Origin of the sequence: Brevundimonas sp., from assembly GCF_018608325.1 — a bacterium.
Taxonomy (GTDB): Bacteria; Pseudomonadota; Alphaproteobacteria; order Caulobacterales; family Caulobacteraceae; genus Brevundimonas.
Genome location: NZ_JABAZW010000102.1, coordinates 9,157 through 30,494 on the forward strand (window position 1 = coordinate 9,157; position 21,338 = coordinate 30,494).

General features: G+C 66.0%; 24 protein-coding genes and 1 pseudogene. 17 read left to right on the top strand and 8 right to left on the bottom strand.

Translation table 11 applies throughout. The features are described 5' to 3' along the window. The 6 genes and pseudogenes from QZ281_RS10130 to QZ281_RS10155 all read left to right on the top strand — a co-directional run. Positions 1–286 (top strand): annotated as a pseudogene (locus tag QZ281_RS10130) (hypothetical protein); the annotation flags it as partial. Beyond that, on the top strand, positions 286–708 hold the full coding sequence (locus QZ281_RS10135) for a hypothetical protein (protein WP_292227922.1): 423 nt from the start codon (positions 286–288) through the stop codon (positions 706–708). The pseudogene QZ281_RS10130 and the gene QZ281_RS10135, both read left to right, overlap by 1 nt. A gap of 178 nt (positions 709–886) precedes the next feature. Continuing rightward, complete coding sequence (gene ssb, locus QZ281_RS10140; RefSeq protein WP_292227926.1) at positions 887–1,387, top strand: single-stranded DNA-binding protein; 501 nt, start codon at positions 887–889, stop codon at positions 1,385–1,387. 13 nt (positions 1,388–1,400) lie between these two features. Further along, entirely contained in the window at positions 1,401–1,868 is a 468-nt protein-coding gene (locus tag QZ281_RS10145) for a DCC1-like thiol-disulfide oxidoreductase family protein (RefSeq protein WP_292227928.1), read from the top strand. Next, complete coding sequence (locus QZ281_RS10150; protein ID WP_292227931.1) at positions 1,865–3,166, top strand: SDR family oxidoreductase; 1,302 nt, start codon at positions 1,865–1,867, stop codon at positions 3,164–3,166. Before QZ281_RS10145 ends, QZ281_RS10150 begins: the two co-directional genes overlap by 4 nt. Beyond that, a complete protein-coding gene (locus tag QZ281_RS10155) occupies positions 3,163–3,633 on the top strand; it encodes a DUF2269 domain-containing protein (protein WP_292227933.1) in 471 nt (156 codons plus the stop codon). The genes QZ281_RS10150 and QZ281_RS10155 overlap by 4 nt, the downstream gene beginning before the upstream one ends. On the opposite strand, the gene QZ281_RS10160 is transcribed toward QZ281_RS10155, so the two are convergent. Further along, positions 3,630–4,211: a nucleoside 2-deoxyribosyltransferase domain-containing protein gene (locus tag QZ281_RS10160; protein WP_292227937.1), complete on the bottom strand. Its 582-nt coding sequence runs from the start codon at positions 4,209–4,211 to the stop codon at positions 3,630–3,632. The genes QZ281_RS10155 and QZ281_RS10160 overlap by 4 nt on opposite strands. A 129-nt stretch (positions 4,212–4,340) precedes the next feature. Between QZ281_RS10160 and QZ281_RS10165 the strand changes: the two genes are divergently transcribed. Continuing rightward, entirely contained in the window at positions 4,341–5,267 is a 927-nt protein-coding gene (locus QZ281_RS10165) for a DMT family transporter (protein WP_292228099.1), read from the top strand. A 30-nt stretch (positions 5,268–5,297) separates the two neighbouring features. Then, positions 5,298–5,831 carry a DUF1003 domain-containing protein gene (locus tag QZ281_RS10170; protein ID WP_292227940.1) on the top strand — a complete coding sequence of 178 codons (534 nt, stop codon included), beginning with the start codon at positions 5,298–5,300 and terminating at the stop codon, positions 5,829–5,831. 42 nt (positions 5,832–5,873) lie between these two features. On the opposite strand, the gene QZ281_RS10175 is transcribed toward QZ281_RS10170, so the two are convergent. Next, positions 5,874–6,449 (bottom strand): superoxide dismutase family protein, encoded by a 576-nt coding sequence (locus QZ281_RS10175; protein WP_292227943.1) that lies wholly within the window; start codon positions 6,447–6,449, stop codon positions 5,874–5,876. 122 nt (positions 6,450–6,571) lie between these two features. Between QZ281_RS10175 and gyrA the strand changes: the two genes are divergently transcribed. From gyrA to QZ281_RS10200, 5 genes are all read left to right on the top strand, one after another. Continuing rightward, positions 6,572–9,346: a DNA gyrase subunit A gene (gene gyrA / locus QZ281_RS10180; protein WP_292227946.1), complete on the top strand. Its 2,775-nt coding sequence runs from the start codon at positions 6,572–6,574 to the stop codon at positions 9,344–9,346. Between the two features lie 29 nt (positions 9,347–9,375). Further along, positions 9,376–10,179 carry an aminotransferase class IV gene (locus QZ281_RS10185; protein WP_292227949.1) on the top strand — a complete coding sequence of 268 codons (804 nt, stop codon included), beginning with the start codon at positions 9,376–9,378 and terminating at the stop codon, positions 10,177–10,179. 62 nt (positions 10,180–10,241) lie between these two features. Then, positions 10,242–10,730, top strand: coding sequence for a pantetheine-phosphate adenylyltransferase (gene coaD, locus QZ281_RS10190; RefSeq protein WP_292227952.1), 489 nt, complete (start codon positions 10,242–10,244; stop codon positions 10,728–10,730). An 8-nt stretch (positions 10,731–10,738) separates the two neighbouring features. Then, positions 10,739–11,602 (top strand): peptidylprolyl isomerase, encoded by an 864-nt coding sequence (locus tag QZ281_RS10195; RefSeq protein WP_292227954.1) that lies wholly within the window; start codon positions 10,739–10,741, stop codon positions 11,600–11,602. 32 nt (positions 11,603–11,634) lie between these two features. After that, complete coding sequence (locus QZ281_RS10200) at positions 11,635–12,537, top strand: peptidylprolyl isomerase (protein ID WP_363297752.1); 903 nt, start codon at positions 11,635–11,637, stop codon at positions 12,535–12,537. On the opposite strand, the gene QZ281_RS10205 is transcribed toward QZ281_RS10200, so the two are convergent. Then, positions 12,534–13,649, bottom strand: coding sequence for a Ppx/GppA phosphatase family protein (locus QZ281_RS10205; protein WP_292227958.1), 1,116 nt, complete (start codon positions 13,647–13,649; stop codon positions 12,534–12,536). The genes QZ281_RS10200 and QZ281_RS10205 overlap by 4 nt on opposite strands. Positions 13,650–13,795: 146 nt before the next feature. Here QZ281_RS10205 and hspQ point away from each other — a divergent pair, with 146 nt between their 5' ends. After that, complete coding sequence (gene hspQ, locus QZ281_RS10210; RefSeq protein WP_292227961.1) at positions 13,796–14,104, top strand: heat shock protein HspQ; 309 nt, start codon at positions 13,796–13,798, stop codon at positions 14,102–14,104. A 57-nt stretch (positions 14,105–14,161) separates the two neighbouring features. Continuing rightward, positions 14,162–15,037, top strand: coding sequence for a phenylalanine 4-monooxygenase (gene phhA, locus QZ281_RS10215; RefSeq protein WP_292227963.1), 876 nt, complete (start codon positions 14,162–14,164; stop codon positions 15,035–15,037). 3 nt (positions 15,038–15,040) lie between these two features. Here the strand turns inward: phhA and astB are convergent, their stop codons facing one another. Genes astB through QZ281_RS10240 form a run of 5 tightly spaced genes read right to left on the bottom strand, consistent with a single transcriptional unit; the run spans position 15,041 to position 20,356 of the window. Further along, positions 15,041–16,378, bottom strand: coding sequence for an N-succinylarginine dihydrolase (gene astB / locus QZ281_RS10220; protein ID WP_292227964.1), 1,338 nt, complete (start codon positions 16,376–16,378; stop codon positions 15,041–15,043). 4 nt (positions 16,379–16,382) lie between these two features. Next, on the bottom strand, positions 16,383–16,682 hold the full coding sequence (locus QZ281_RS10225; protein ID WP_292227967.1) for a hypothetical protein: 300 nt from the start codon (positions 16,680–16,682) through the stop codon (positions 16,383–16,385). After that, positions 16,683–18,101, bottom strand: coding sequence for a succinylglutamate-semialdehyde dehydrogenase (gene astD, locus QZ281_RS10230; RefSeq protein ID WP_292227970.1), 1,419 nt, complete (start codon positions 18,099–18,101; stop codon positions 16,683–16,685). Continuing rightward, positions 18,098–19,105 (bottom strand): arginine N-succinyltransferase, encoded by a 1,008-nt coding sequence (locus tag QZ281_RS10235; protein ID WP_219354514.1) that lies wholly within the window; start codon positions 19,103–19,105, stop codon positions 18,098–18,100. The genes astD and QZ281_RS10235 overlap by 4 nt, the downstream gene beginning before the upstream one ends. Further along, positions 19,106–20,356 (bottom strand): hydrolase, encoded by a 1,251-nt coding sequence (locus QZ281_RS10240; RefSeq protein WP_292227974.1) that lies wholly within the window; start codon positions 20,354–20,356, stop codon positions 19,106–19,108. It lies immediately after the preceding gene. Positions 20,357–20,453: 97 nt separating this feature from the next. Here QZ281_RS10240 and QZ281_RS10245 point away from each other — a divergent pair, with 97 nt between their 5' ends. Then, complete coding sequence (locus QZ281_RS10245) at positions 20,454–20,990, top strand: hypothetical protein (protein WP_292227976.1); 537 nt, start codon at positions 20,454–20,456, stop codon at positions 20,988–20,990. Then, positions 20,991–21,332: an arsenate reductase (glutaredoxin) gene (gene arsC, locus QZ281_RS10250; RefSeq protein ID WP_201099407.1), complete on the top strand. Its 342-nt coding sequence runs from the start codon at positions 20,991–20,993 to the stop codon at positions 21,330–21,332. The last annotated feature ends 6 nt before the right edge of the window (positions 21,333–21,338 follow it).

Consider the following 21,338-nt stretch of genomic DNA (forward strand, 5'->3'; position numbering starts at 1 on the left):
GGACCGTCCGGTGAAGCCGGTGACGGCGCCGTCCGCGGGCGGAACCCAATGCCTGCGCCACACCGGTGACGACTGGCGTGTCCTGTCGACGGGCATGAGCCTGAACGCCTGTGTTCAGGCCCTGTATGCCGGAACCTGCGTCCGTCCGGGCGAGGCCCAGTATGGCCGCTGGGGCGACACCACCCTGCGTCTGGTCCCGCGCCGCGTGGAACAGTCGAACGACAACACCCGTTTCCGCACCCTGGCCGAACAGGACCGCAACTGCCAATTCACGGGGATGAACTGATGCGCGTACTTGCACTCACCGCCATCGCCGGCGCGGCCCTTCTGGGCGCATGCAGCAACCAGCCCAAGTTCAAGTTCGAGCCGGGCGTCTGCTATTATGTCGCCGAGCCGACCTCGGCGGCGCCCAAGCTGCAGAAGCTGGCGGATGGACAGGCCCAACTGGAACTGTGCGCCGCGCGTCTGGAAGAGATGCGCCTGCGCTTCCTGCGTATGGGCGGGTCGAACAACGAGGTGACCGGCGCCTATCAGGGGCGTTTCATCTTCATCGACCGCGAGGGCGTGAAGATCGCCAAGACCCTGACCGGCAGCCGCTTCTTCTCGATGGCGCGCACGGGTGATGGGCGTCTGGCGATCCCCGGCGCGATCCAGCGTGACGAGACGGGCCGCCCTGTGGCGGTCGCGGCGGAGCCTGTGGCCCAGTAACGGCGTTTCGCGCAGGGTCTTGCGCGCATCGAACAAAGGTGGAACATTTAGTTAATCCACCGATTTGGCGGGCCTGATGACGAATGCGGCTGGCGGTGATCCGCCGCGCCTCTAAGACATCCGGCTGAATTAAGGGATGGGCGACGGTCTCGCTGTCCCGCACGAGAAGGAAGAAGTCATGGCTGGATCAGTCAACAAGGTCATTCTGGTCGGCAATCTGGGCCGCGACCCGGAAATCCGCTCCATGCCGAACGGCGACCGCATCGCCAACCTGTCGATTGCGACCTCGGAAACCTGGCGCGACAAGTCCTCGGGCGAGCGCAAGGAAAAGACCGAATGGCACCGTGTCGTCGTGTTCAACGACAACATCGTCAAGGTCGTCGAGAACTATGTGAAGAAGGGCTCGACCGTTTATATCGAGGGTGCGCTTCAGACCCGCAAATGGACCGACCAACAGGGCGTCGAGAAATATTCGACCGAGATCGTGGTCAGCCGCTTCAAGGGTGAACTGACGATGCTGGGCGGCCGTTCGGAAGGCGGTTCGTCGGGCGGCGGTTACGGCGGCGGCGGCGGTGGTCGCGGCGACGACGACTATTCGTCGGGCTTCTCGACTGGCGGCGCCAACAAGCCCAGCGGTCCCAAGGAAAGCTACGACCTGAACGACGACATTCCGTTCTAAGAGGCATCAGGCGGTGGGGCGGTCTGCGTACAGTTATCGCGACGACCCCGCTGTTCCTGCATTCCCGGACGACCGGCCTCTGGTCCTGTTCGATGGTGATTGCGCGCTGTGCTCCGGCTCGGCGCGCAAGATCCTGAAGGCGGACAAGACAGGCGTCTTCCGGCTGGCCCCGACCCAGTCTGAACTGGGGCGGGCGCTTCTGGTCCACTATCGCGTGGACCCTGACGATCCCTACACCATGCTGCTCATTCAGGACGGTCTGGCGCGTGAGCGTTCGGACGGCGCCTTGGCCATCGCCGCGCAACTGCCGATGCCGTGGAGGCTAGCGGTCGTGGGGCGGATCGTGCCGCGGTTCATCCGCGATGTTTTTTATGACTTCATCGCCCGTCGTCGCCGCCGGTTTCCCGGTCAGGCCTGGTGCGCCATGCCTCAGGCGGGCGCATCGGCGGGACGTGACTTGGCTGACCGGGTGTTGGGATGAGCGGGCGGGTTCTGGTGCTGGGCGCCAATGGCTTCATCGGCTCGCATCTGGCGGCGGCCTTGTCGGCGGATGGCTGGTCCGTGCGGGCAGGCGCGCGCCGCATCGCAGAACCGGCCCGCCGCGCGCCGGGCTTTGAATGGGTGTCGGCGGACTTTTCCAGACTGACGACGGCGGAGGCCTGGGCGCCGCTGCTGGCGGGCGTTTCGGCGGTGGTGAACTGTGTCGGCGTGTTGCAGGACGGCGGCGGCGACAGCACCCGCGCCGCCCATGTCGACGGTCCCCGCGCCCTGATCGCGGCCTGTGAGGCGGCGGGGGTGTCGCGCCTGATCCATATTTCCGCCGTGGGGGCCGATGATGCGGCGGGCACAGACTATGCACGGACCAAGGCTGAGACAGAGCGTCTGGTTCAGGCCAGCCGCCTGAACTGGCTGATCCTGCGGCCATCACTGGTGGTGGACCGGGCGGCGTTCGGCGGTACGGGCCTGATCCGGGCGCTGGCGGCCTTTCCACTGATCGTGCCAGTGGTGGGGGGCGATCAGAGCTTCCGACCGATCCCTCTGGGCGACCTCAGCGCCGCCGTCGTTGCGTCGCTGAAGCCCGGCGCCGTCTCACGCGAGACGCTGGACATGCCGGGACCAGAGGCGGTGACCATGGCCCAGACGGTGCGCCTGTATCGCGGCTGGATGGGGTTGAAGCCTGCGCCGGTCGTACGTGTGCCGCGCGCACTGGCGGCGCCTGCATTGGTGATCGGCGACCTGCTGGGACGGCTGGGCTGGTCGTCGCCTATCCGCACCACGGCGATCAAGCAGATGGATCATGACGTGTCCGGCCACGACAGCGGCTGGGCCGAGCGGCTGGGCGTGACGTCGCGCGGGTTTTCACGGTTTCTGGCCGAGACACCGGCCTCGGTTCAGGACGTCTGGCACGCGCGCCTGTGGTTCGTGCGTCCGGTGGCCATCGTCACTCTGGGCCTGTTCTGGCTGATTACGGGTCTGATCAGTTTCGGCCCCGGCTGGAACGGCGCCGTCGCCATCCTGCATGAGGGCGGATATGGCGGCTGGTCCGGACCGGTCGCCTGGTGGGGCGCGCTGCTGGACGTCGTGTTGGGGCTGGCCCTGTTCGTGCGGCCCTGGACGGCGCGGGTGGCCATCTTCATGTGTTTGGCTACGGTCGGCTATCTGATCGCCGGGACCCTGAGCCTGCCGCACTACTGGATCGACCCGCTGGGGCCGTGGCTGAAGGTCTTGCCGATGATGGCCCTGTGCCTGTTTGTCGCCGCCACGGACGCCCGCCGATGAGCCTCTATTTTCTGCTGAAGATCATCCACATCCTGTCCGGGGCCGTCCTGTTCGGCACAGGCGCAGGCATCGCCTTCTTCATGCTGCGCGCCCATGCGACCAAGGACGCGAAGACGGTGGCGGATGTCGGCAAGATCGTGGTTCTGGCCGACTTCGTCTTCACCGCCAGCGCCGTGGTGGTCCAGCCGATCAGCGGCCTGGGCCTGATCCATCTGCAGGGCTGGTCCCTGACCAGTCCGTGGTTGCTGGCGGCCTATGGCCTTTATGTTCTGATCGGCGTCTGCTGGCTGCCGGTGGTGTGGATCCAGTACCGGATGATGAAGCTGGCCGAGCAGGCGGCGGGGCAGGGCGCGCCATTGCCGCCCGCCTATCATCGCCTGTTCCGCTGGTGGTTCGGACTGGGCTGGCCCGCCTTTGCCGGGGTGCTGGCCATCTATTGGCTGATGGTCGCCAAGCCGGAGTTCTAAGGGCGGCTGGTGAAGCGTCCGTGTGATCCTGCATCGGCCAGCGCATCGCGCACAGCGACGGTCAGTTCGTCCATCGTCGCCACCTGACGCACGCCATAGGCCGCCGCCGTGATGTCGACATTGCCCTTTCGCCAGAAGCCGTCGGGCGCAAGGACGATCAGCTTTCCGCCGCGCGCGTGCAGGCCCATCTCCAGCAGGCTGACGGGGCTCTGCGTGCCGGGTGCGAAATACATGACGATGACGTCGGAGGCCTCAAGCGCATTCAACTCCCACTCGACCTGACGGCGGAACTCGGGTTCGTCGGCGTCGGGCCGCCAGGCTGGATTCCAGTCAGGGCGGCGGGGATTCAGGATGACCACGTCCATGTCCGACAGCGCCGTCGTCATCGCGGACTGCCAGTCCGGCGCGCCGCCCATGTCGATGCTGCCGCCCAGGAAGACGCGGGGGCGCCGGTTGTCGATGGGTAGGGGCTGGGGTGACGTCACCAGAAGCGGACCCTGCGTCGATTGGGCAAGGGCGGGCGTGGACAGAAGGCTCAGGGCCAAAAGGCTGGCCGCGGCGGTGAATGACGGCTTCATCAAGCGCCCTCTCGGTTCAGGAATGCGGCGACATAGCACTACGGGTCCGAAAGGGCAGGGTGGGCAACGTAAGGAATGCTCATTGAACGTGAGGCGCGGCCCGGCCCCGTCTGTGGCATTCCGATCAGCATGACTGTCGCCACGCCCGCACCAACGCCTCCGCCTGCCAAGCCCCATGCCCTGACCGGGCTGGAGATCGCCGCCATCGCCGCGATCATCGTGGTGTGGGGCGTGAACAATGCGGGCGCCAAGCTGGCGACCGAGCATCTTAGCCCGCTGCTGGTCGGGGCCATCCGTTTTGGCATCGCCAGCGCCTGCCTGTTCGCCTTTGTGCGGCCGCCGTTTCCCGACTGGAAAAGCCTGCTGATCATCGTGCTGGTGGGCGGCCCGATCCAGTATGGGCTGGTCTATACGGCCTACTGGCTGGCGCAGGACATCAGCCCGGTGACCGTGGCCAATCAACTGTGGATTCCCTTCACCTCCCTGTTCGCCTTCCTGATCCTGGGGGAGCGGTTGAGCCGGGGTGCGCTGTTTGGCATGGGCATCGCCTTTGTCGGGGTGGCGTGGATGACGCTGGACGCCCACGCGCTGCAGGACTGGCGCGCCATTCTGGTGGGGATTTCAGCGGGTGCGGCCTGGGCTCTGGCGACGGTGGTGGCGCGGCGCACGACCTCCATCCCGCCGCTGAAGATGCAGGGCCTTCTGGCGGTGGGAACCTTGCCTGTGCTGGCGTTCGGTTCGCTGGTGTTCGAGCATGATCAGATTGACGCCATCCGTGCGGCGCCGCCGATGGTCTGGGTGTCGCTGATCTGGGCTGGGGTGGTGTCGTCGGTTCTGGCCACGACCCTGCTGTTCTGGCTGGTGCAGCGGCGTGAGGCGGGGCGGGTGACCCCCTATCTGCTGGCGACCCCCGTGGTGTCGATCCTGATCGGCTGGAGCCTGATGGGCGATGTGCTGACGCCGCAGATCCTGACAGGGGCGGCTATCGCCATGGGCGGGGTGGTGCTGGTGGCCCTGGCCGAACGGGGCTTGCGCGCAGGGGCCGCGAAGGCTTGATCTGTCTCCTGAGCAGATCAGGAGGTTTTCGTGTCCCATATCCCCGGCGACGCCGACCACGTATCCCGACGCTGGTTGGGCAAGTCGTCAAAAGAGCTGCAAGCCAATGAAGCCAGCGTCGTCCGCAGCGCCGCTGAGCGACGACCGATAGCCGAAGACATCAACGAGACCTTTGCGCAGGAACAGAGTTTCGGTGATCGGCTGGCGGACCGGGTCGCCGCCTTCGGCGGTTCCTGGCCCTTTATCAGCGCCTTTGGCGTATTCCTGTTGATCTGGACACTGGTGAACATCTTCCTGCGCAAGGATGCGTTCGACCCCTATCCCTTCATCTTTCTGAATCTGGTGCTGTCGATGCTGGCGGCGGTGCAGGCGCCGGTGATCATGATGAGCCAGAACCGTCAGGCGTCGAAGGACCGCATGGATGCGGGCAACGACTATCAGGTCAACCTGAAGGCCGAGATCGAGATCATGGCCCTGCTGGAGAAGGTCGAGCACCTGGCTGCCCGTCAGCAGGAACAGACGGAGCTGATCCAGCGGCTGCTGCAAGACAAAAACGCCCGCTGAACCGAAGTCCAGCGGGCGCGCTCGCCTTTACCGTGCAGGCGTTTAGCTGGCCGTCAGCGCCGCGCAGGCCACGCGGTCACCCGCGCCGCCAATGGGCTGGCTGGCGTGGTCGTCAGGGTTGGCGTGGATGATGATGGCCGAGCCGTCCGCGTCCCACAGCCACTGGCCGGGGCCCTCGGTCGAAATCCGGGCGCGGGTGGTGAAGACTTCGGCGTTCACCTTGCCGTCCGCGCCGGCGAAGACGTTGGGCAGGTCGCCGTCATCGGGACCAGCGGGGTTCAGCAGGCCGTGCGGCTGTTTCGGATCGCCATGATTGATGTGCGCGCCGGACGAGGTGAAGGGCGCTTCACAGACGGCGGTGGCGTGGATGTGGATGCCATGCCAGCCGGGCGTCAGGCCGGAAGCTTCGATCTTGATCAGCAGTCCGGTCGATCCCTGGCGCAGTTCGACATGGCCGATATTTGCGCCCTGAGCGTTGACCAAAACGGCCTGACCCGTCGTGCCGACAGGCGCGCGTTCGGCGTGGGCGTGAGGGCTGTCGGCGGTCGAGGCGCAGGCGGCGAGCGGGGCCATCGGCACGGTCAGGGCCAGGGCGGCGGCGAGCATGGGCAGACGCATATGGAAAGTCCTTTCAGAGACGGGCTTTCACGGCGACGTCGCTTTGCCACCGAGCCCCTTGAATGCTAGAAATCGTCACAACGGATCACGTTCCGATTCCGGCCGCATAAAGCCACGCTTCATTGACCGACGACAGCTACGAAAACGCCGCGACCCCGATTAACAGCGGAGGCGGCGGCTCCGACATTTCCACGATCACGATCGAGGACGAACTGAAGCGTTCGTACCTTGATTACGCCATGAGCGTGATCGTCTCGCGGGCGCTTCCTGACGCCCGTGACGGCCTGAAGCCGGTTCACCGTCGCATCCTGTATTCGATGCACGACCTGAACATGACGCCGGAGCGCAGCTATTCGAAATGCGCCCGCGTTGTCGGTGACGTGCTGGGCCGGTTCCACCCCCACGGCGACGCCTCGGTCTATATGGCCCTGGTGCGGATGGCGCAGCCCTTCTCGATGGGGCTGATGCTGGTCGATGGTCAGGGCAACTTCGGCTCGGTCGACGGCGATATGCCCGCCTCGATGCGTTACACCGAGGCCAAGATGGCTCCGGCCGCCGTCGCACTGATGGCCGACATCGACAAGGACACCGTCGATTTCCAGCCGAACTATGATGAAAAGGAACTGGAGCCGGTCGTTCTGCCGAGCCGGATTCCGAACCTGCTGGTCAACGGCGCGGGCGGCATCGCCGTCGGCATGGCGACCAACATCCCGCCGCATAACCTGGGCGAGGTCGTGGATGCGGCCCTGGCCCTGCTGGACGATCCGAACGTTTCGGACGACGCCCTGCTGGACATCGTGCCCGGTCCCGACTTCCCCACGGGGGGCGAGATCATGGGCCGTACGGCGCCGCGCAATGCGCTGCGCGACGGCCGCGGTTCGGTCATCGTGCGCGGCCGCGCCTCGGTCGAGGAAATCCGCAAGGACCGTGAAGCCATCGTGGTCACGGAGCTGCCGTTCCAGGTCAACAAACAGACCCTGATCGAACGCATCGCCGAAATGGTGCGCGAAAAGCGTCTGGAAGGCATTTCCGACGTTCGCGACGAATCCGACCGTCAGGGCATGCGGATCGTCATCGAGCTGAAGCGCGATGCTTCGGGCGATGTGATCCTGAACCAGCTGTGGCGCTACACCGCCATGCAGTCGTCGTTCGGCGTCAATATGCTGGCGCTGAACCACGGGCGGCCCGAGCAGATGGGTCTGCGCGACCTGCTGCAGATCTTCCTCGACTTCCGCGAAGAAGTCGTCGTTCGCCGCGTCAAGTTCGAGCTGAACAAGGCCCGTGACCGCGGCCATGTGCTGGTTGGCCTGGCCGTCGCCGTGGCCAACATCGACGAAGTGATCCACATCATCCGCTCGTCCGCCGACCCCAGCGAGGCGCGTGAGCGGCTGCAGGCCAAGGCGTGGCCGGTTGGTGACATGATGGCTCTGGTCGAGCTGATCGCTGACCCACGCTCGGTCATCGTCGAGGGTGACAAGATCCGCCTGACCGACGAACAGGCCCGCGCCATCCTGGCCCTGACGCTGTCGCGTCTGACCGGCCTGGGCCGTGACGACATCTTCGGCGAGGCGCGCAGCCTGGCCGATACGATCCAGGGCCACCTGACCATCCTGTCGGACCGCAAGAACGTCCTGGCCATCATTCGCGACGACCTGATCGACGTGAAGGACAAGTTCGCCGTGCCGCGCCGCACCCTGATCGGGGAAGGCGATGGCGAGATGGAGGACGAAGACCTGATCCCGCGCGAGGACATGGTCATCACCGTCACCCACAGCGGTTATGTCAAACGCGTCGCCCTGAACGCCTATCGGACCCAGCATCGCGGCGGCAAGGGCCGCAGCGGCATGTCGATGAAGGACGAGGACGCGATCACCAGCGTCTTCAGCGCCTCGACCCACACGCCGGTCCTGTTCTTCGCCACCAACGGCAAGGCCTACAAGCTGAAGACCTGGCGTCTGCCGCTGGGCAATCCGCAGTCGCGCGGCAAGGCCTTCGTCAACCTGCTGCCCATCGAGCCGGGCGACAGCATCATGAACGTGCTGCCGCTGCCTGAGGATGAAGCGACCTGGGGCGACTACGACATCATGTTCGCCACCTCGACGGGAGACGTGCGCCGCAACAAGCTGTCGGATTTCGCCACGGTGAACCGCGCGGGCAAGATCGCCATGAAGCTGGAGGGCGAAGACCGCATGGTCGGCGTCGGCCTGTGCACGGCGGACGACGATGTGCTGCTGACCACGGCATTGGGACGCGCGATCCGCTTCAAGGCCGACGATGTACGCGTGTTCAAGGGCCGGGATTCGACCGGCGTCCGGGGCGTGCGCCTGCAGGACGGCGACGAGGTCATCTCCATGGCCATCCTGGGCCGCGTGGATGCGACGCCGGAAGAACGCTCGGCCTACGTCAAACACGCCAACGCCATGCGTAAGGCGCTGGCGGGTGCGGATGCTGAGGAAGATGCAGCGCCGGTCGAGGCAGAGGATGACGTCGCAGACGCCGTCCTGTCGGTCGAGCGGATCGCGGAACTGGGCGCGGCTGAGCAGTTCATTCTGACGGTCACCGACTCTGGCTTCGGCAAGCGGTCTTCGGCCTATGAGTATCGCCGCACGGGTCGCGGCGGTCAGGGTCTGACGGCGCACGGTCTGGGCGGACGCGCTGGCACACGCCTGGCGGCGGCCTTCCCGGTCGAGGAGACTGACGACCTGCTGCTGGTCACCTCGGGCGGTCAGATGATCCGCACCCGCATCGACCAGGTCCGCATCGTCGGCCGCTCCAGCCAGGGCGTCACCATCTTCCGCACCGGCAAGGATGAGAAGGTCGTCTCGGTCGAACGCCTGCCCGAAAGCGGCGGTGATGATGAGGGCGATACGGGCGTCGAAGAGGGCGGCGAGGGCTGATCCCCGTCGGGATGAGCGGAGGTTTCGTCGTGTCGACCGCTGAAATCCTGATTGATGGAAGTCCGGCTGAGGTCAGCGACCTCAGCCATTTTGTCCTGTCCAACTATGGCGCCTTCACCTCGATGCAGGCGGAGAACGGCGGCGTGCGCGGGCTGGATCTGCATCTGGCGCGCCTGGAGGCCGAGGCGGTGGAGTTGTTCGGCGTTGCCGTGCCGGAAGCCTTGTTGCGCGAGCGAATGCGTCAGGCATTGGAGGGTCGTTCGGGCCGGTTCAGCCTTCGTGTGAATCTGTTCTCGGATGCGGTCAGCCTAAGGTCGCCCGATGCGGTGGTTCAACCGCGTGTGCTGACCGCCCTGTCGCCGCCTGCGTCGCCACTGACCAAATCGCTGCGGCTGAAGACGCAGATTTATGCGCGTGAAGTCCCGCATCTGAAACACGCCGCCACGTTCGGCCTGACACGCGCGCGGCGTCTGGCGGTTCAGGGCGGGTTTGACGACGCTCTGTTTGTCGATCCGAAGGGGCATATATCCGAAGGCAGTATCTGGAACATCGGCTTCATTCAGGGCGACGCTCTGGTCTGGCCTGAGGCGGCTATGCTGGTGGGGACGGGGCAGGGACTGCTGCAACGCGGCGCCGTCGAGGCGGGCTGGAACAGCGTCACACGCCCGATCAGCGTGAGTGAACTGGCTGATTTCGACGGGGCTTTCATCTGTAACGCGGCCACGCCAGCCTGCGCTGTGGCGGGGATTGACGGGCATGAGTTCGCCTCATCTGACGCCGTGATCGCCCGATTGAATGACTTCTGGCGATCAAACCCGTGTCAGACGATCTAGGCCGCTCATTTCGCACCTGCTAAGTGGCGGTCAACAGCGGACGACAGGCTGGGGAGAAACGCATGCGTATCGGTCTATATCCGGGCACCTTCGATCCGGTGACGAACGGCCATACCGACATCATCAAACGGGCGCTGAAGCTGGTGGACCGGCTGGTCATCGGCGTGGCCCAGAATGATGAAAAAGGCCCGCTGTTCACCACGAACGAGCGCGTCGAGATGTTGCGGGCCGAGGTCGCGTCGTTGGGCGGCGACATCGTGGTCCAGCCGTTTTCGACCCTGCTGATGCATTTCGCCGAAGAACTGGACGCCAGCGTCATCATTCGGGGTTTGCGTGCAGTCGCCGATTTCGAATACGAGTTCCAGATGACGGCCATGAACCAGCGCCTCAATCAGAACATCGAGACGGTGTTTTTGATGGCTGATCCGCGGCATCAGGCCATCGCTTCGCGGTTGGTCAAGGAAATCGCCCGTCTGGACGGCGCGATCGACAGTTTCGTCAGCCCTGCCATCGCCGAACGCGTGCGGGCCAAGGTCAAGAACAAGGGATGAGTTCTGGAATGCGTCTTGGTGTGATCGCGGCGGCCGCAGCCGCTCTTTTGGCGTCCGGCGTGGCGTCAGCTCCGGCTCTGGCCCAGGCGGCGGCCTCGGCGGCTGACTGGCGCACAGTCGCCCCGGACGACCTGCTGGTCATCGACACCAACAAGGGGCGGGTTCTGGTCGAACTGTCGCCTCTGGCTGCGCCCAACCACGTCGAGCGCATCCGCACCCTGGCCAATCAGGGCTTCTATGATGGATTGAAGTTCCACCGCGTGATTCCGAACTTCATGGCCCAGACCGGCGACCCCAAGGGCACCGGCGAGGGCGGCAGCGACCTGCCGGACCTGAAGGGCGAGTTCCATTTCCGGCGCGGCCGTGACGCGGGCTTCACCCAGGTCGAGAACGCGGGCCAGGGCATCGTCGGTCTGGTGGGAACCCTGCCGGTCCAGACCCAGCCCAACGCCCAGATGATGATCACGTCTGACTTCAAGGTCGACGCCAACGGCCTGTTCTGCCCCGGCGTATTCGGCATGGCCCGCGCCAATTCGCCGGACAGCGCCAACAGCCAATTCTATCTGATGACCGGCGCCAACACGAACCTGAACGGCCTCTACACCGCCTTCGGCCGCATCGTGTCGGGTCTGGATGTGGTGCGCAGCCTGAAGGCGGGCCAGGAATCTCAGGACGGCAAGGTGACCGACCCGGACACCATGACCCGCGTGCGCATAGCCTCGACCATCCCGGAGGCCCAGCGTCCGGTCGTGCGGGTGCAGAACACCGCCAGCGCCGCCTTCGCTCAGCACATTGAAGAGACACGGACGGCCAAGGGCTCCAGCTTCAACATCTGCGACGTTCAGCCGGTGGCTGAAGTCACAGGGGGCTGATCAATATAGTTAAGGGGGCGGGGGCCATGGGCATGAAACGGGTTCTGTTGGCAGGGGCCGTTCTGGCCCTGCTGAGCGGCGCGGCGCAGGCGCTGCCCGTGCAGGCGCAGCAGGTCGAGCCGGTCTTCCCGCCGCCGCCGCCCGTACCGACGGAATGGCGCACGATCGCGCCGCAGAATCTGTTGGTGATCGAAATGACCAAGGGACAGATTCTGGTTGAACTCGCCCCTCAGATCGCGCCGGGCCATGTGGAGCGCATCCGGCTTCTGGCCTCGCGTGGATTCTACGACAATCTGACCTGGCACCGGGTCATCGACTGGTTCATGGCCCAGACAGGCGATCCGCTGGGGACCGGCGACGGCCAGAGCTATTATCCCGACCTGAAGGCCGAGTTCACCTTCCGGCGTGGGCCTGAGATGGCATTTGCGCCGGTCGCGACCCCGATGGGTTCTGTTCTGGGCTTCATCGGCTCTGTACCGGTTGAGACGCAGCCGGATGCGGCCATGGCGGGCACGCCGGATCGCAAGGTGCATGGCTGGGGCCTCTATTGTCCCGGCGTCGCGGGTATGGCGCGTGACGAGGCCAATGACAGCGCCAACAGCCAGTTCTTCCTGATGCGTCAGGCCTATCCTTCGCTCGACAAGCGCTACACCGTCTGGGGACGTGTGGTGTCGGGTCTGGACGTGGTGCGGGCGCTGAAGGCCAGCCCCAATCCCGACGGCATGGTCGAGGGACCGGACCGGATGACACTGGTGCGGGTGGCGTCTGACCTGCCTGCTGAGGCGCGTCCGTCGGCGGCGGTGCTGAATGCGACCTCGGCGACCTTCGCCGCCATCGTGGAGCACGCGCGTCAGGCCAAGGGCGCAGACTTCTCCATCTGTGACGTCGATCTGCCAGTGCGGGTGACGTCGCCGACGACGGCGCCCGCCGTTTAGGCGGTCGCCGCTGCGCCCTTGCCGCCGCGACCCCGTCTGCGCCGGCGACGGCGGGAGGACCGGACGGGCTTGTTGGCTTCGCGCATCTGCTGCAGCAGCAGGCCTTCCCGCAGACCGCGGTCGGCGACGCGCACGCGTTCGGACGGCCAGGCGCGTTGAATGGCTTCTAGAATCGCGGCGCCTGCCAGCACCAGATCGGCGCGGTCGGGGCCGATGCAGGCCTCTTTTGCGCGGCCTTCTGGACCCAGCGTCTTCAGCCGGTCCGCCGCCGCTTCGCAGTCGGCGCGCGTCATCCACAGCCCATCGACCCGGTCGCGGTTGTAGCGCGGCAGTTTCAGGTGAATGCCCGCCAGACTGGTGATAGCGCCTGATGTGCCGACCAGATGGCCCCGGTTGCGGGCGAACAGATCGCGGATTTCCGGCTGATCAATGCCGCCTGCCGCGATGGCCAGCCCCATGTCGGCGACCATGGCTTCGTACCAGTCTTCACCGGCGTTGGCGGGTTCGGGATGGCGTTCAGCCAGACTGACCACGCCTAGTGGCGCCGACATCCAGGCGGTGGTCGTGAAGCTCTCGCCCTCACGCAGCAGCCAGGCCAGTTCGGTTGATCCGCCCCCGACGTCGATGACCAGCGCGGCCTGCGCCTTGGGATCGATCAGGTTCAGGCAGCCTTCGACCGCCAGACGGGCCTCTTCCGCCGGGTCGATGATTCGCAGTTTCAGACCGGTGCCCAGACGCACGCGTTCGATGAACTCGGCCCCGTTGGCGGCGGCGCGGCAGGCCTGGGTGGCGACAGCGCTGAGACGGGACGGGTCGACACCCTTTCGCGCCACCCGTTCGGCGCACAGGGCCAGGGCGTCATAGGCCCGGTCCATCGCGCGGTCGTCCAGCCGCCCCGTCAGGGACAGGCCTTCGCCCAGCCGCACGATGCGGCTGAAGCTGTCGACGACGCGGAAGCCCTCACGCAAGGGGCGCGCGATCAGCAGCCTGCAATTGTTGGTCCCCAGATCGAGCGCGCCAAACAGAGGCGCATCCCGACCCGACGCATCCCGATTGCGGGATGGCTGGGACCGCTCGTCGCGCCGTGCGGGCGCGCCGTGGGTCTCCGGCATGGGCCGTATCCAATGTGGGCGGTCCAAAGCGGCGCCCGTCCCCATGAAACTAACCCGAGGCAATCGTCCGCGCCAAGCCAATCTGTCAGCAAGATGAACAGGCCTGTGGGCGTCCGCTTCACACGACGGTGCGTATAAAGGCGATCATGACCCAGATTCACACCACGCGCTTCAGCCTTGGCCAGGTCGTTCGGCACCGTGACGACGCCTTTCGCGGCGTCGTGATCGACGTGGACGCAGGCTATGCAGGGGCGGTCGGCGAAACGGGCGACATCTCGCCGGAGCAGCCGTTCTACCGTGTCTTCGCCATAGGAGAGGCGGGCGGTTTCGTCGCCTATGCCGCCGAGGCTGTTCTGGAAGACGACGCCGATCAACTGACCATCGCTGACGAACAGCGGTGGTTCACGATTGATGCTTACGGCCATCACGCGCCGCTGGACATGCGGCTCCACTGACCCTTGGAACCGGGTGGGGTGGATGGCTATATGACCTCAAAAGAGGAACCGCTCTCCATGTCTGATTTCGAGCATGTCTTCGAAAAACCCCCGGAAGGCGCCGCCGCCGACTGGACCATTCCGCAGAACTGGGCCGCCTATACCGAGGTCGAGCACCAGACGTGGGACACCCTGTACGCCCGCCAGATGAAGATCCTGCCGGGCCGCGCCAGCCAGGCCTTCCTGCGCGGTCTGGATGAATTGGACTTGAATGCGGGTGGGATTCCCGACTTCGACGTCATCAATCCCAAGCTTCAGGCCCTGACCGGCTGGACCGTGGTCTGCGTGCCGGGACTGGTGCCGGATGAGGTCTTCTTTGACCATCTGGCCAACCGCCGCTTCGTCTCGGGTCAGTTCATCAGGAAGCCGGATCAACTGGATTACCTGCAGGAGCCAGACATCTTCCACGATGTCTTCGGCCATGTGCCGATGCTGACCGACCCCGATTTCGCCGCCTATATGGAGGCCTATGGCAAGGGCGGGCAGAGGGCGGCGTCGCTGGGCATGCTGCCCAATCTGGCGCGGCTGTACTGGTACACGGTCGAGTTCGGCCTGATGAAGGAGGCGGACGGCCTTCGCATCTATGGCGCGGGCATTGTGTCGTCAGCGACCGAAAGCGTGTTTGCGCTGGATGACGCGTCGCCGAACCGTCTGGGCTTTGATCTGGAGCGGGTGATGCGGACCCTGTACCGGATCGACGACTTCCAGCAGGTCTATTTCGTCATCGACAGCATAGATGCGCTGCGGGAAGTCACGCTGAAGGACTTCGGTCCCGTCTATGACGCACTGAAGGGGCAGGATGATCTGGCGATCGAAACCATCCTGCCGACCGACAGCGTCATCACGCACGGCACCCAGGCCTATGCCGACAAGGGCGGGCGGTTCGCCGCCTGACCGTCAGGGGCGCTGGAACGGATAGAAGCCAGCGCCCAGGTCCAGAATGCCGGTCAGTTCGTCCAGCGCGCCACGGCTTTCGTCCAGCAGCTTGGGGTCGGCCAGATCGGCGGGGCGCAGTTCGTCGCGATACCAATGGCTCGCCCAGTCTGACAGGCGCGCGTGCAGGGCGTCGGTCAGGCGCATGGCCGGATTTGTCGCCGCCAGTTCCGCCGCGTTCAGCACGACCCGCAGGCGCAGACAGGCGGGGCCGCCGCCGTTGCGCATCGACTGACGCACATCGACATATTGAACGCGACCGATGGGACCGTTGGAGGCGGCGATCCGTTCGGCGACTGCGTGGCTGCGCGGGTTGTCGCGCGTTTCGGTCGGGCAGATCAGCGTCAGGCGGTCCTCGCCCGGAACCTGGATCAGCATTGAGTTGAACAGATAGCTGGATATGGCGTCGGCCAGCGGCAGGTCGGCGTTGGAAACCTCGATGAACTGGGGTTCGAACAGGCCGTCGGCGGCGCGGCGGATGGCGGCCTTGGTCGCGTCCGTGTCCTCAAACGCCAGCTCGTGGAAGAACAGGGTGTCCAGCGCACCGACGCAGACCACGTCGTTGTGGAATGTGCCGCCTGCTATGGCGGCGCGGGACTGCTGGGCCAGAACGGGCCGTCCGGCCTCATGGCGGCGGACGATGGCCTCAGACGCTTCGCGCGTCTGGCGGGCGGGGAAGGGGCCGTTCCACGGTTCGAAGGCCTCACGCCCCCAAACCAGCAGATTGACCCCGCGACCGCCGTGCGTGGCGCACAGGCGGACGTGATTGGCGGCGCCTTCATCGGCCAGATGGGCGACGGCGGGCAGGGCGTCGTGGACGGCGAACCGGCTGGCGTCCGGGAACAGGGCGTCCAGCGCGCGCTTGGTCTGTTGGTGCTCCAGACTGCGATGCAGATTGGTGTGCAGGTTGGCGGGGGTGAAATGCACCCGACCATCGGCGGCGTCGCTGGACGGCGTCACAGTCGCGGCGTTGGCGGCCCACATGGGCGAGGCCGAACAGGCGGCGGCGGCGAAAGACGGCGCATTTCTCCACGCGCACTCCAGCACCTGTCCATCCGTGCCGGTAAAGCCCAGCGACCGCAGGAAGGGGATGTTGGGCCGCTCATGCGGCGGCAGGACGAACTGAGGCAGGCCCAGGTCCGCCAGCACCTTCATCTTGTCCAGCCCCTGCAACACCGCTGCACGCGGGTTCGACGCCTCACCCTTGTTCAGGCTGGAGGCCAGATTGCCGGGGCTGAGGCCAGCGTAGGAATGCGTCGGCCCGATCAGGCCGTCGGCGTTGGCTTCGATGGCGTGGGTCATGGCACTATGGCTTTCGGGCGAACACGATCCGCTCTGCGGTGGGAGGATCATTCACGTTCCAGACTTGTCCGAGCGACAAGTCGAGCTGTCTGATCGTCCTCGCATCGACCGGATGAACAAGGTTGGCGGCGTAGATTGAGGGCGCTTGGTTTCCCAGAACTGAGCGCGGCTGGGTCACTTCGGGAGCACGTTTGGCGGCTTCCATTGCCTCCTGAAAGTCGTCGAGCGCGACGATAAAGACCAATGGCTCAAGCTCGCCGCGACCTGCTTCCACCTCGACCTTTACCATCCATCCTGCGGCCATCTAAGTGCGGAGCCCCTTGATCTCGCTTTCGATGTTCTTGACCGAGCCAGCCTCGAAGCTGGCGACGGGGTAGGCGCAGTAGTCGGCGGCGTAGTAGGCGCTTGGGCGGTGGTTGCCGGAGGCGCCGAGGCCGCCGAAGGGCATGTCGCCCGCCGCCCCCGTCGTCGGACGGTTGAAGTTGACCACGCCCGCGCGGATGCGGCGGATGAAGTGGTCCCAGTTCTTTGGATCATCGCTGACCAGACCGGCGGACAGGCCGTAACGGGTGGCGTTGGCGGCGGTGATGGCGGCCTCGAACGTCGGCACGCGGATGACCGACAGGAAGGGGGCGAAGATTTCTTCGTCCGGCACGTCGATGCCGGTCACGTCGATGATGGCGGGCTTGACGAAAGCGCCGGGCAGGTTGGCGACGGGGCCTGAGGCGCGAATGACCCTAGCGCCCATGTCGATCCGTTCCTGCAAGGCTTTCAGGGCCGCCTCTGCTGCGCGAGCCGAGATCAGCGGACCGGCATAGGGCTCTGGATCGCTGTCCCAGGGGGCGAAGTTCAGGCGGTCGGACAGGGCGGCGACGGCCTCGATGATCGCGTCGCCCTGCGCGCCTTCCGGCACGATCAGGCGGCGCGCGCAAGAGCAACGCTGGCCGGTGGTGATGAAGGCGGACTGGACCGCGATGCCCGCCACAGCCTCGGCGTCCGCCGCATCCCAGACGACCAGCGGATTATTGCCGCCCAACTCCAGCGCCAGGATGACGTGGGGATCGTCGGCGAACTTCCTGCGGAAATGCGCGCCTGCTGCCCCCGATCCGGTGAACATCAGCGCGTCGATTCCTGCGTCCAGCAGGGCCGCGCCCGTCTCACGTCCGCCCTGGACGACATTGACCACGCCGGTCGGCAGGTCGGCGGCGGCGAAGGCCTCGGCCATCACCTGCCCGACCAGAGGTGTCTCTTCCGAGGGTTTGAAGACGACGGTGTCGCCCGCCAGCAGGGCCGGGACGATATGGCCGTTGGGCAGATGACCGGGGAAGTTGAACGGGCCAAGCACCGCCGCCACGCCGTGCGGACGGTGGCGCAGGGTGGCGCGGCCGAAGGCGGTGTCGCTGGTGCGCTCGCCCGTGCGTTCGTCGTAGGCGCGGATCGAAATGTCCACCTTGCCGATCATGGCGGCGGCTTCGGTCTTGGTCTCCCACAGGGGCTTGCCGGTCTCGCGGCTGATGGCCTCAGCGATCTGGGGCGCGCGGTCCTTCAGCACGGCCTGATAGCGTTTGACGGCGTCGATCCGTTCGCCGCGCGGGGCGTCGGCCCAGGCCGGGAAGGCGGCGCGGGCGGCGTCCACAGCGGACTGGACCTCAGCCGGGCTGGCGGCCTGGCCTTCCCAGTTTACGGCTTCGGTCGTCGGGTCGATGGATTTGAACACGGTCATGATTTCACACGGATCGTTGCGCCGTTCCTGATCTTCAGAGCGGCGGCGGTTTCGGCGGTCAGGCGGGCGATCTCGCCGTCGATGTCGCACTTGGCGCGCACGGCGCGGAAGGCGGCGATGCTGTCGGTTGAGATCAGGGCGGGCAGTTCGGCCTCGACATGGTCGGTGATCTCCAGCCGCAGTTGGCGCGCATCGCGCACGGTGCGGATGTTGTCGCGGCCGCACGAGACGGTCGGACCCGCATCGAAGATGTCCACCAGTCCGTTGGGACGGAAGCCTTCGCTTTCCAGCAGGGCCATGGCCGGCACGCCCTGCGGATGGACCTTGCCGATCACGGCGCGCGCCGGTTCGGGCAGCAGTTCCGTATAGATGGGGTGGCGCGGGGCCAGGTCGAGGATGAACTGCTTGTCGGTGGAGCCGGTCATCCGGTCGGCGTCGTCGAACTCCATCGGGAAGAATTTGTGCGCCACATGGTCCCAGAAGGGGCAGGCGCCGTCGGGCGTGAAGACGCCGCGCAACTCCGCCAGCACATTCTCGGCGAACAGTTCCGGCTGGGCGCCGATCAGCATATAGCGCGACTGGCTGAGCAGACGGCCCGCGCCGCCCTTGCGTCGGTCGGCCTTCAGGAACAGCGAGCCGACTTCGGTCCAGCCGGTGCATTCATTGACCAGCACCAGCGTCTGGTGATCCAGCTTGACCCCGATGGACGGCGACGACGCCGTGTTATTGACCACGCGGAACGAGAAGAAGGGGCGTTTCAGCCCCACCGTCGCCTTGACCGAGCCGACGCCGTCGATGTCGCCGGTGTCGCCGTCCTCCAGCATCAATGTGTACCAGGCCTCTTGCGGGGCGACCTGACCGCGGAAACTGGCCTGGCTGAGCTCCAGCCGTTCGGACAGGGCGTCGGGGTCTTCAGTCAGGCTGGTGAAGCCGGGACCGGACAGGATGGCTAGTTCCAGCAGGTGGTCGAGATCAGCGGGACCGGCGGGGCGGACGACAAGCATTTACAGGGTTTCCATCCGCAGGGATTTCAGTTTGGCCGCGTCAATCTCGCCCGAGGCGATCTTGCACAGGATCAGGGCGCTGAGTTGGGCGCGTTCGACGAAGCTGTCGGGCCAGGCGAACTCCTGATCCGAGTGAATTTCACCGCCCCGGACGCCCAGGGTGTCGATATTGGGCAGGCCTGCAGCGTGCAGGTTGTTGCCCTCGCAGACGCCGCCGGACGGTTTCCAGGCGATGGGCTGGCCCAAGAGGGCGCCCGCTTCCTTGACCGCTTCGAACAGGGCGGTCTGGGCGGCGTCCATCGGCTTGGGCGCGCGGGTGAAGCCGCCGTGCAGGTCCAGCGTCAGCCCCTCGAACGGCGGCGCGGCGGCGATGGCGTGGACAGAGGCGTCGATCCAGTCGGCGGCGGCCTTGTCTGGCACACGCACATTGAAGCGGACCACGGCGTTGTCGGCGACGACGTTCAGGGCGCCGCCGCCCGCGATCTTGGCGACATTGACGGTGACGCCTTCGTGCTGGCCGTTCAGGCCATGAAGGGTGGCGGCGATGATGGCGGCGCCTGCGACGGCGTTGCGGCCTTCGTCAAAGGCGCGGCCCGCGTGGGCGGCGCGGCCGGTGACGATCAGATGATAGTTGCCGGTGCCCTTGCGGGCGCCCGCCAGCGTGCCGTCGGCCAGAGCCGGTTCATAGGTCAAGCCGACATGGCCGCGCGCGCCCAGTTCGGCCAGCAGGGGCGCCGAGGCGGGCGAGCCGATTTCCTCATCCGGGCTGAGCAGCACGGTCCAGCCGACGCCGTGTCGGTCGGGGTGGGTTTCGAACGCCTCCAGCGCGGCCAGAAGCACGCTGATCCCGCCCTTCATGTCGGCGACGCCGGGACCATTAAGGGCGCCGTCCGCGCGGGTGGTCACCGTCTGGAACCGGCTGTCGGCAGGAAAGACGGTGTCGTAGTGGCCGGTCAGTACGACCTGGATCGGGGCCTCGGGCCGGGCGGTGATCTTCAGGGCGTCGGCGTGGGCTTCTTCGCGCACCGAGCCGTCGTCGGCGACGGTGGTCGAGCCCTGGGTCGGGATGCGTTGGACCACGGCGGGCAGGCGGCGGGCCTCGGCCTCCAGCACATCCAGCATGGTGTTCAGCCCGGCGGCGTTGCGGCTGCCGGAGTTGATGTTCGCCCAATCGATGGTGCGGGCGATGATGGCCTCGCGCCGCGCAGCGACGTGATCGAGGACGGCCTGGTCAGAAATCAGAATCCGCATCGGCCAAACCCTAGACGCGGGGAGGGCAAAGGTGAAGGCCAAGGGCGATAGACAGTGGAAGAATGCACGCTAGATTGACGCGAGAGGGGACAATATCATGCTGAAACTCTGGCTTCGCGCCGCCAATCCGTTCAACGCGCCAAGGGCGATGGCAGAGGCCCAGAGGGCGGCGCGGGTGGGGACATTCGGGCTTCTGGCCTCAGGCGCGGTCGGGGCCATATCCAGCCTGCTGACCTGGCTGCATCCTGAGTGGCTGGCCGCCATCGTGGCCAATCAGCAGGCCAAGATGCAGATGAGCGCCGAACAGGCGGCGATGCAGAGCGCCATGATTGGCAGCATCATGCCCGTGGCGCTGCTGGCCAGCATGGTCTTCGGGATTGCCCTCTCGTTGGTTCTGGCCTGGGCGCAGTGGAAATACATGACCCGCGCCATTCCGATCATCGTTCTGGCCATGTTCGTCTACAGCATGTTGATCGTCTTAATCGCTGTGGCGACCGGTCAGTACAACGGGCGAGATTCGGGCTATCTGATCCTGCTGGGCGTGTCTTGGGCCGTGCAGATCGTGAGCGCGGTGCTGTATGTGGCGTCACTTCGCGGGGCCTTTGTCCTGCATCGCCTGAAACAGGAGCCTTGAGTGAGCGTCACCGTCTTCCACAATCCCAAATGCAGCACCTCGCGCAACGCCATCGCCTTGCTGCGTGAGAAGGGCGTCGAACCGACGGTCGTCGAATATCTGAAGACCGGCTGGGATCGCGCCACGCTGGAGCGGCTGGCGGCCAGGACCGGCGTCGGAATGGCGGGCCTGCTTCGGAAAAAAGAGGCGGACGCCAAGGCCCTGTTGGACGCCGGAGCGGACGATGAGGCGATCATCGCCGCCGCCATCGCCCAGCCCATCCTGATCGAACGCCCTATCGCCGAGACGGCCAAGGGCGCTGTGATCGGCAGGCCCGTCGAGCGGGTGCTCGACGTCCTTTAGTCCCGA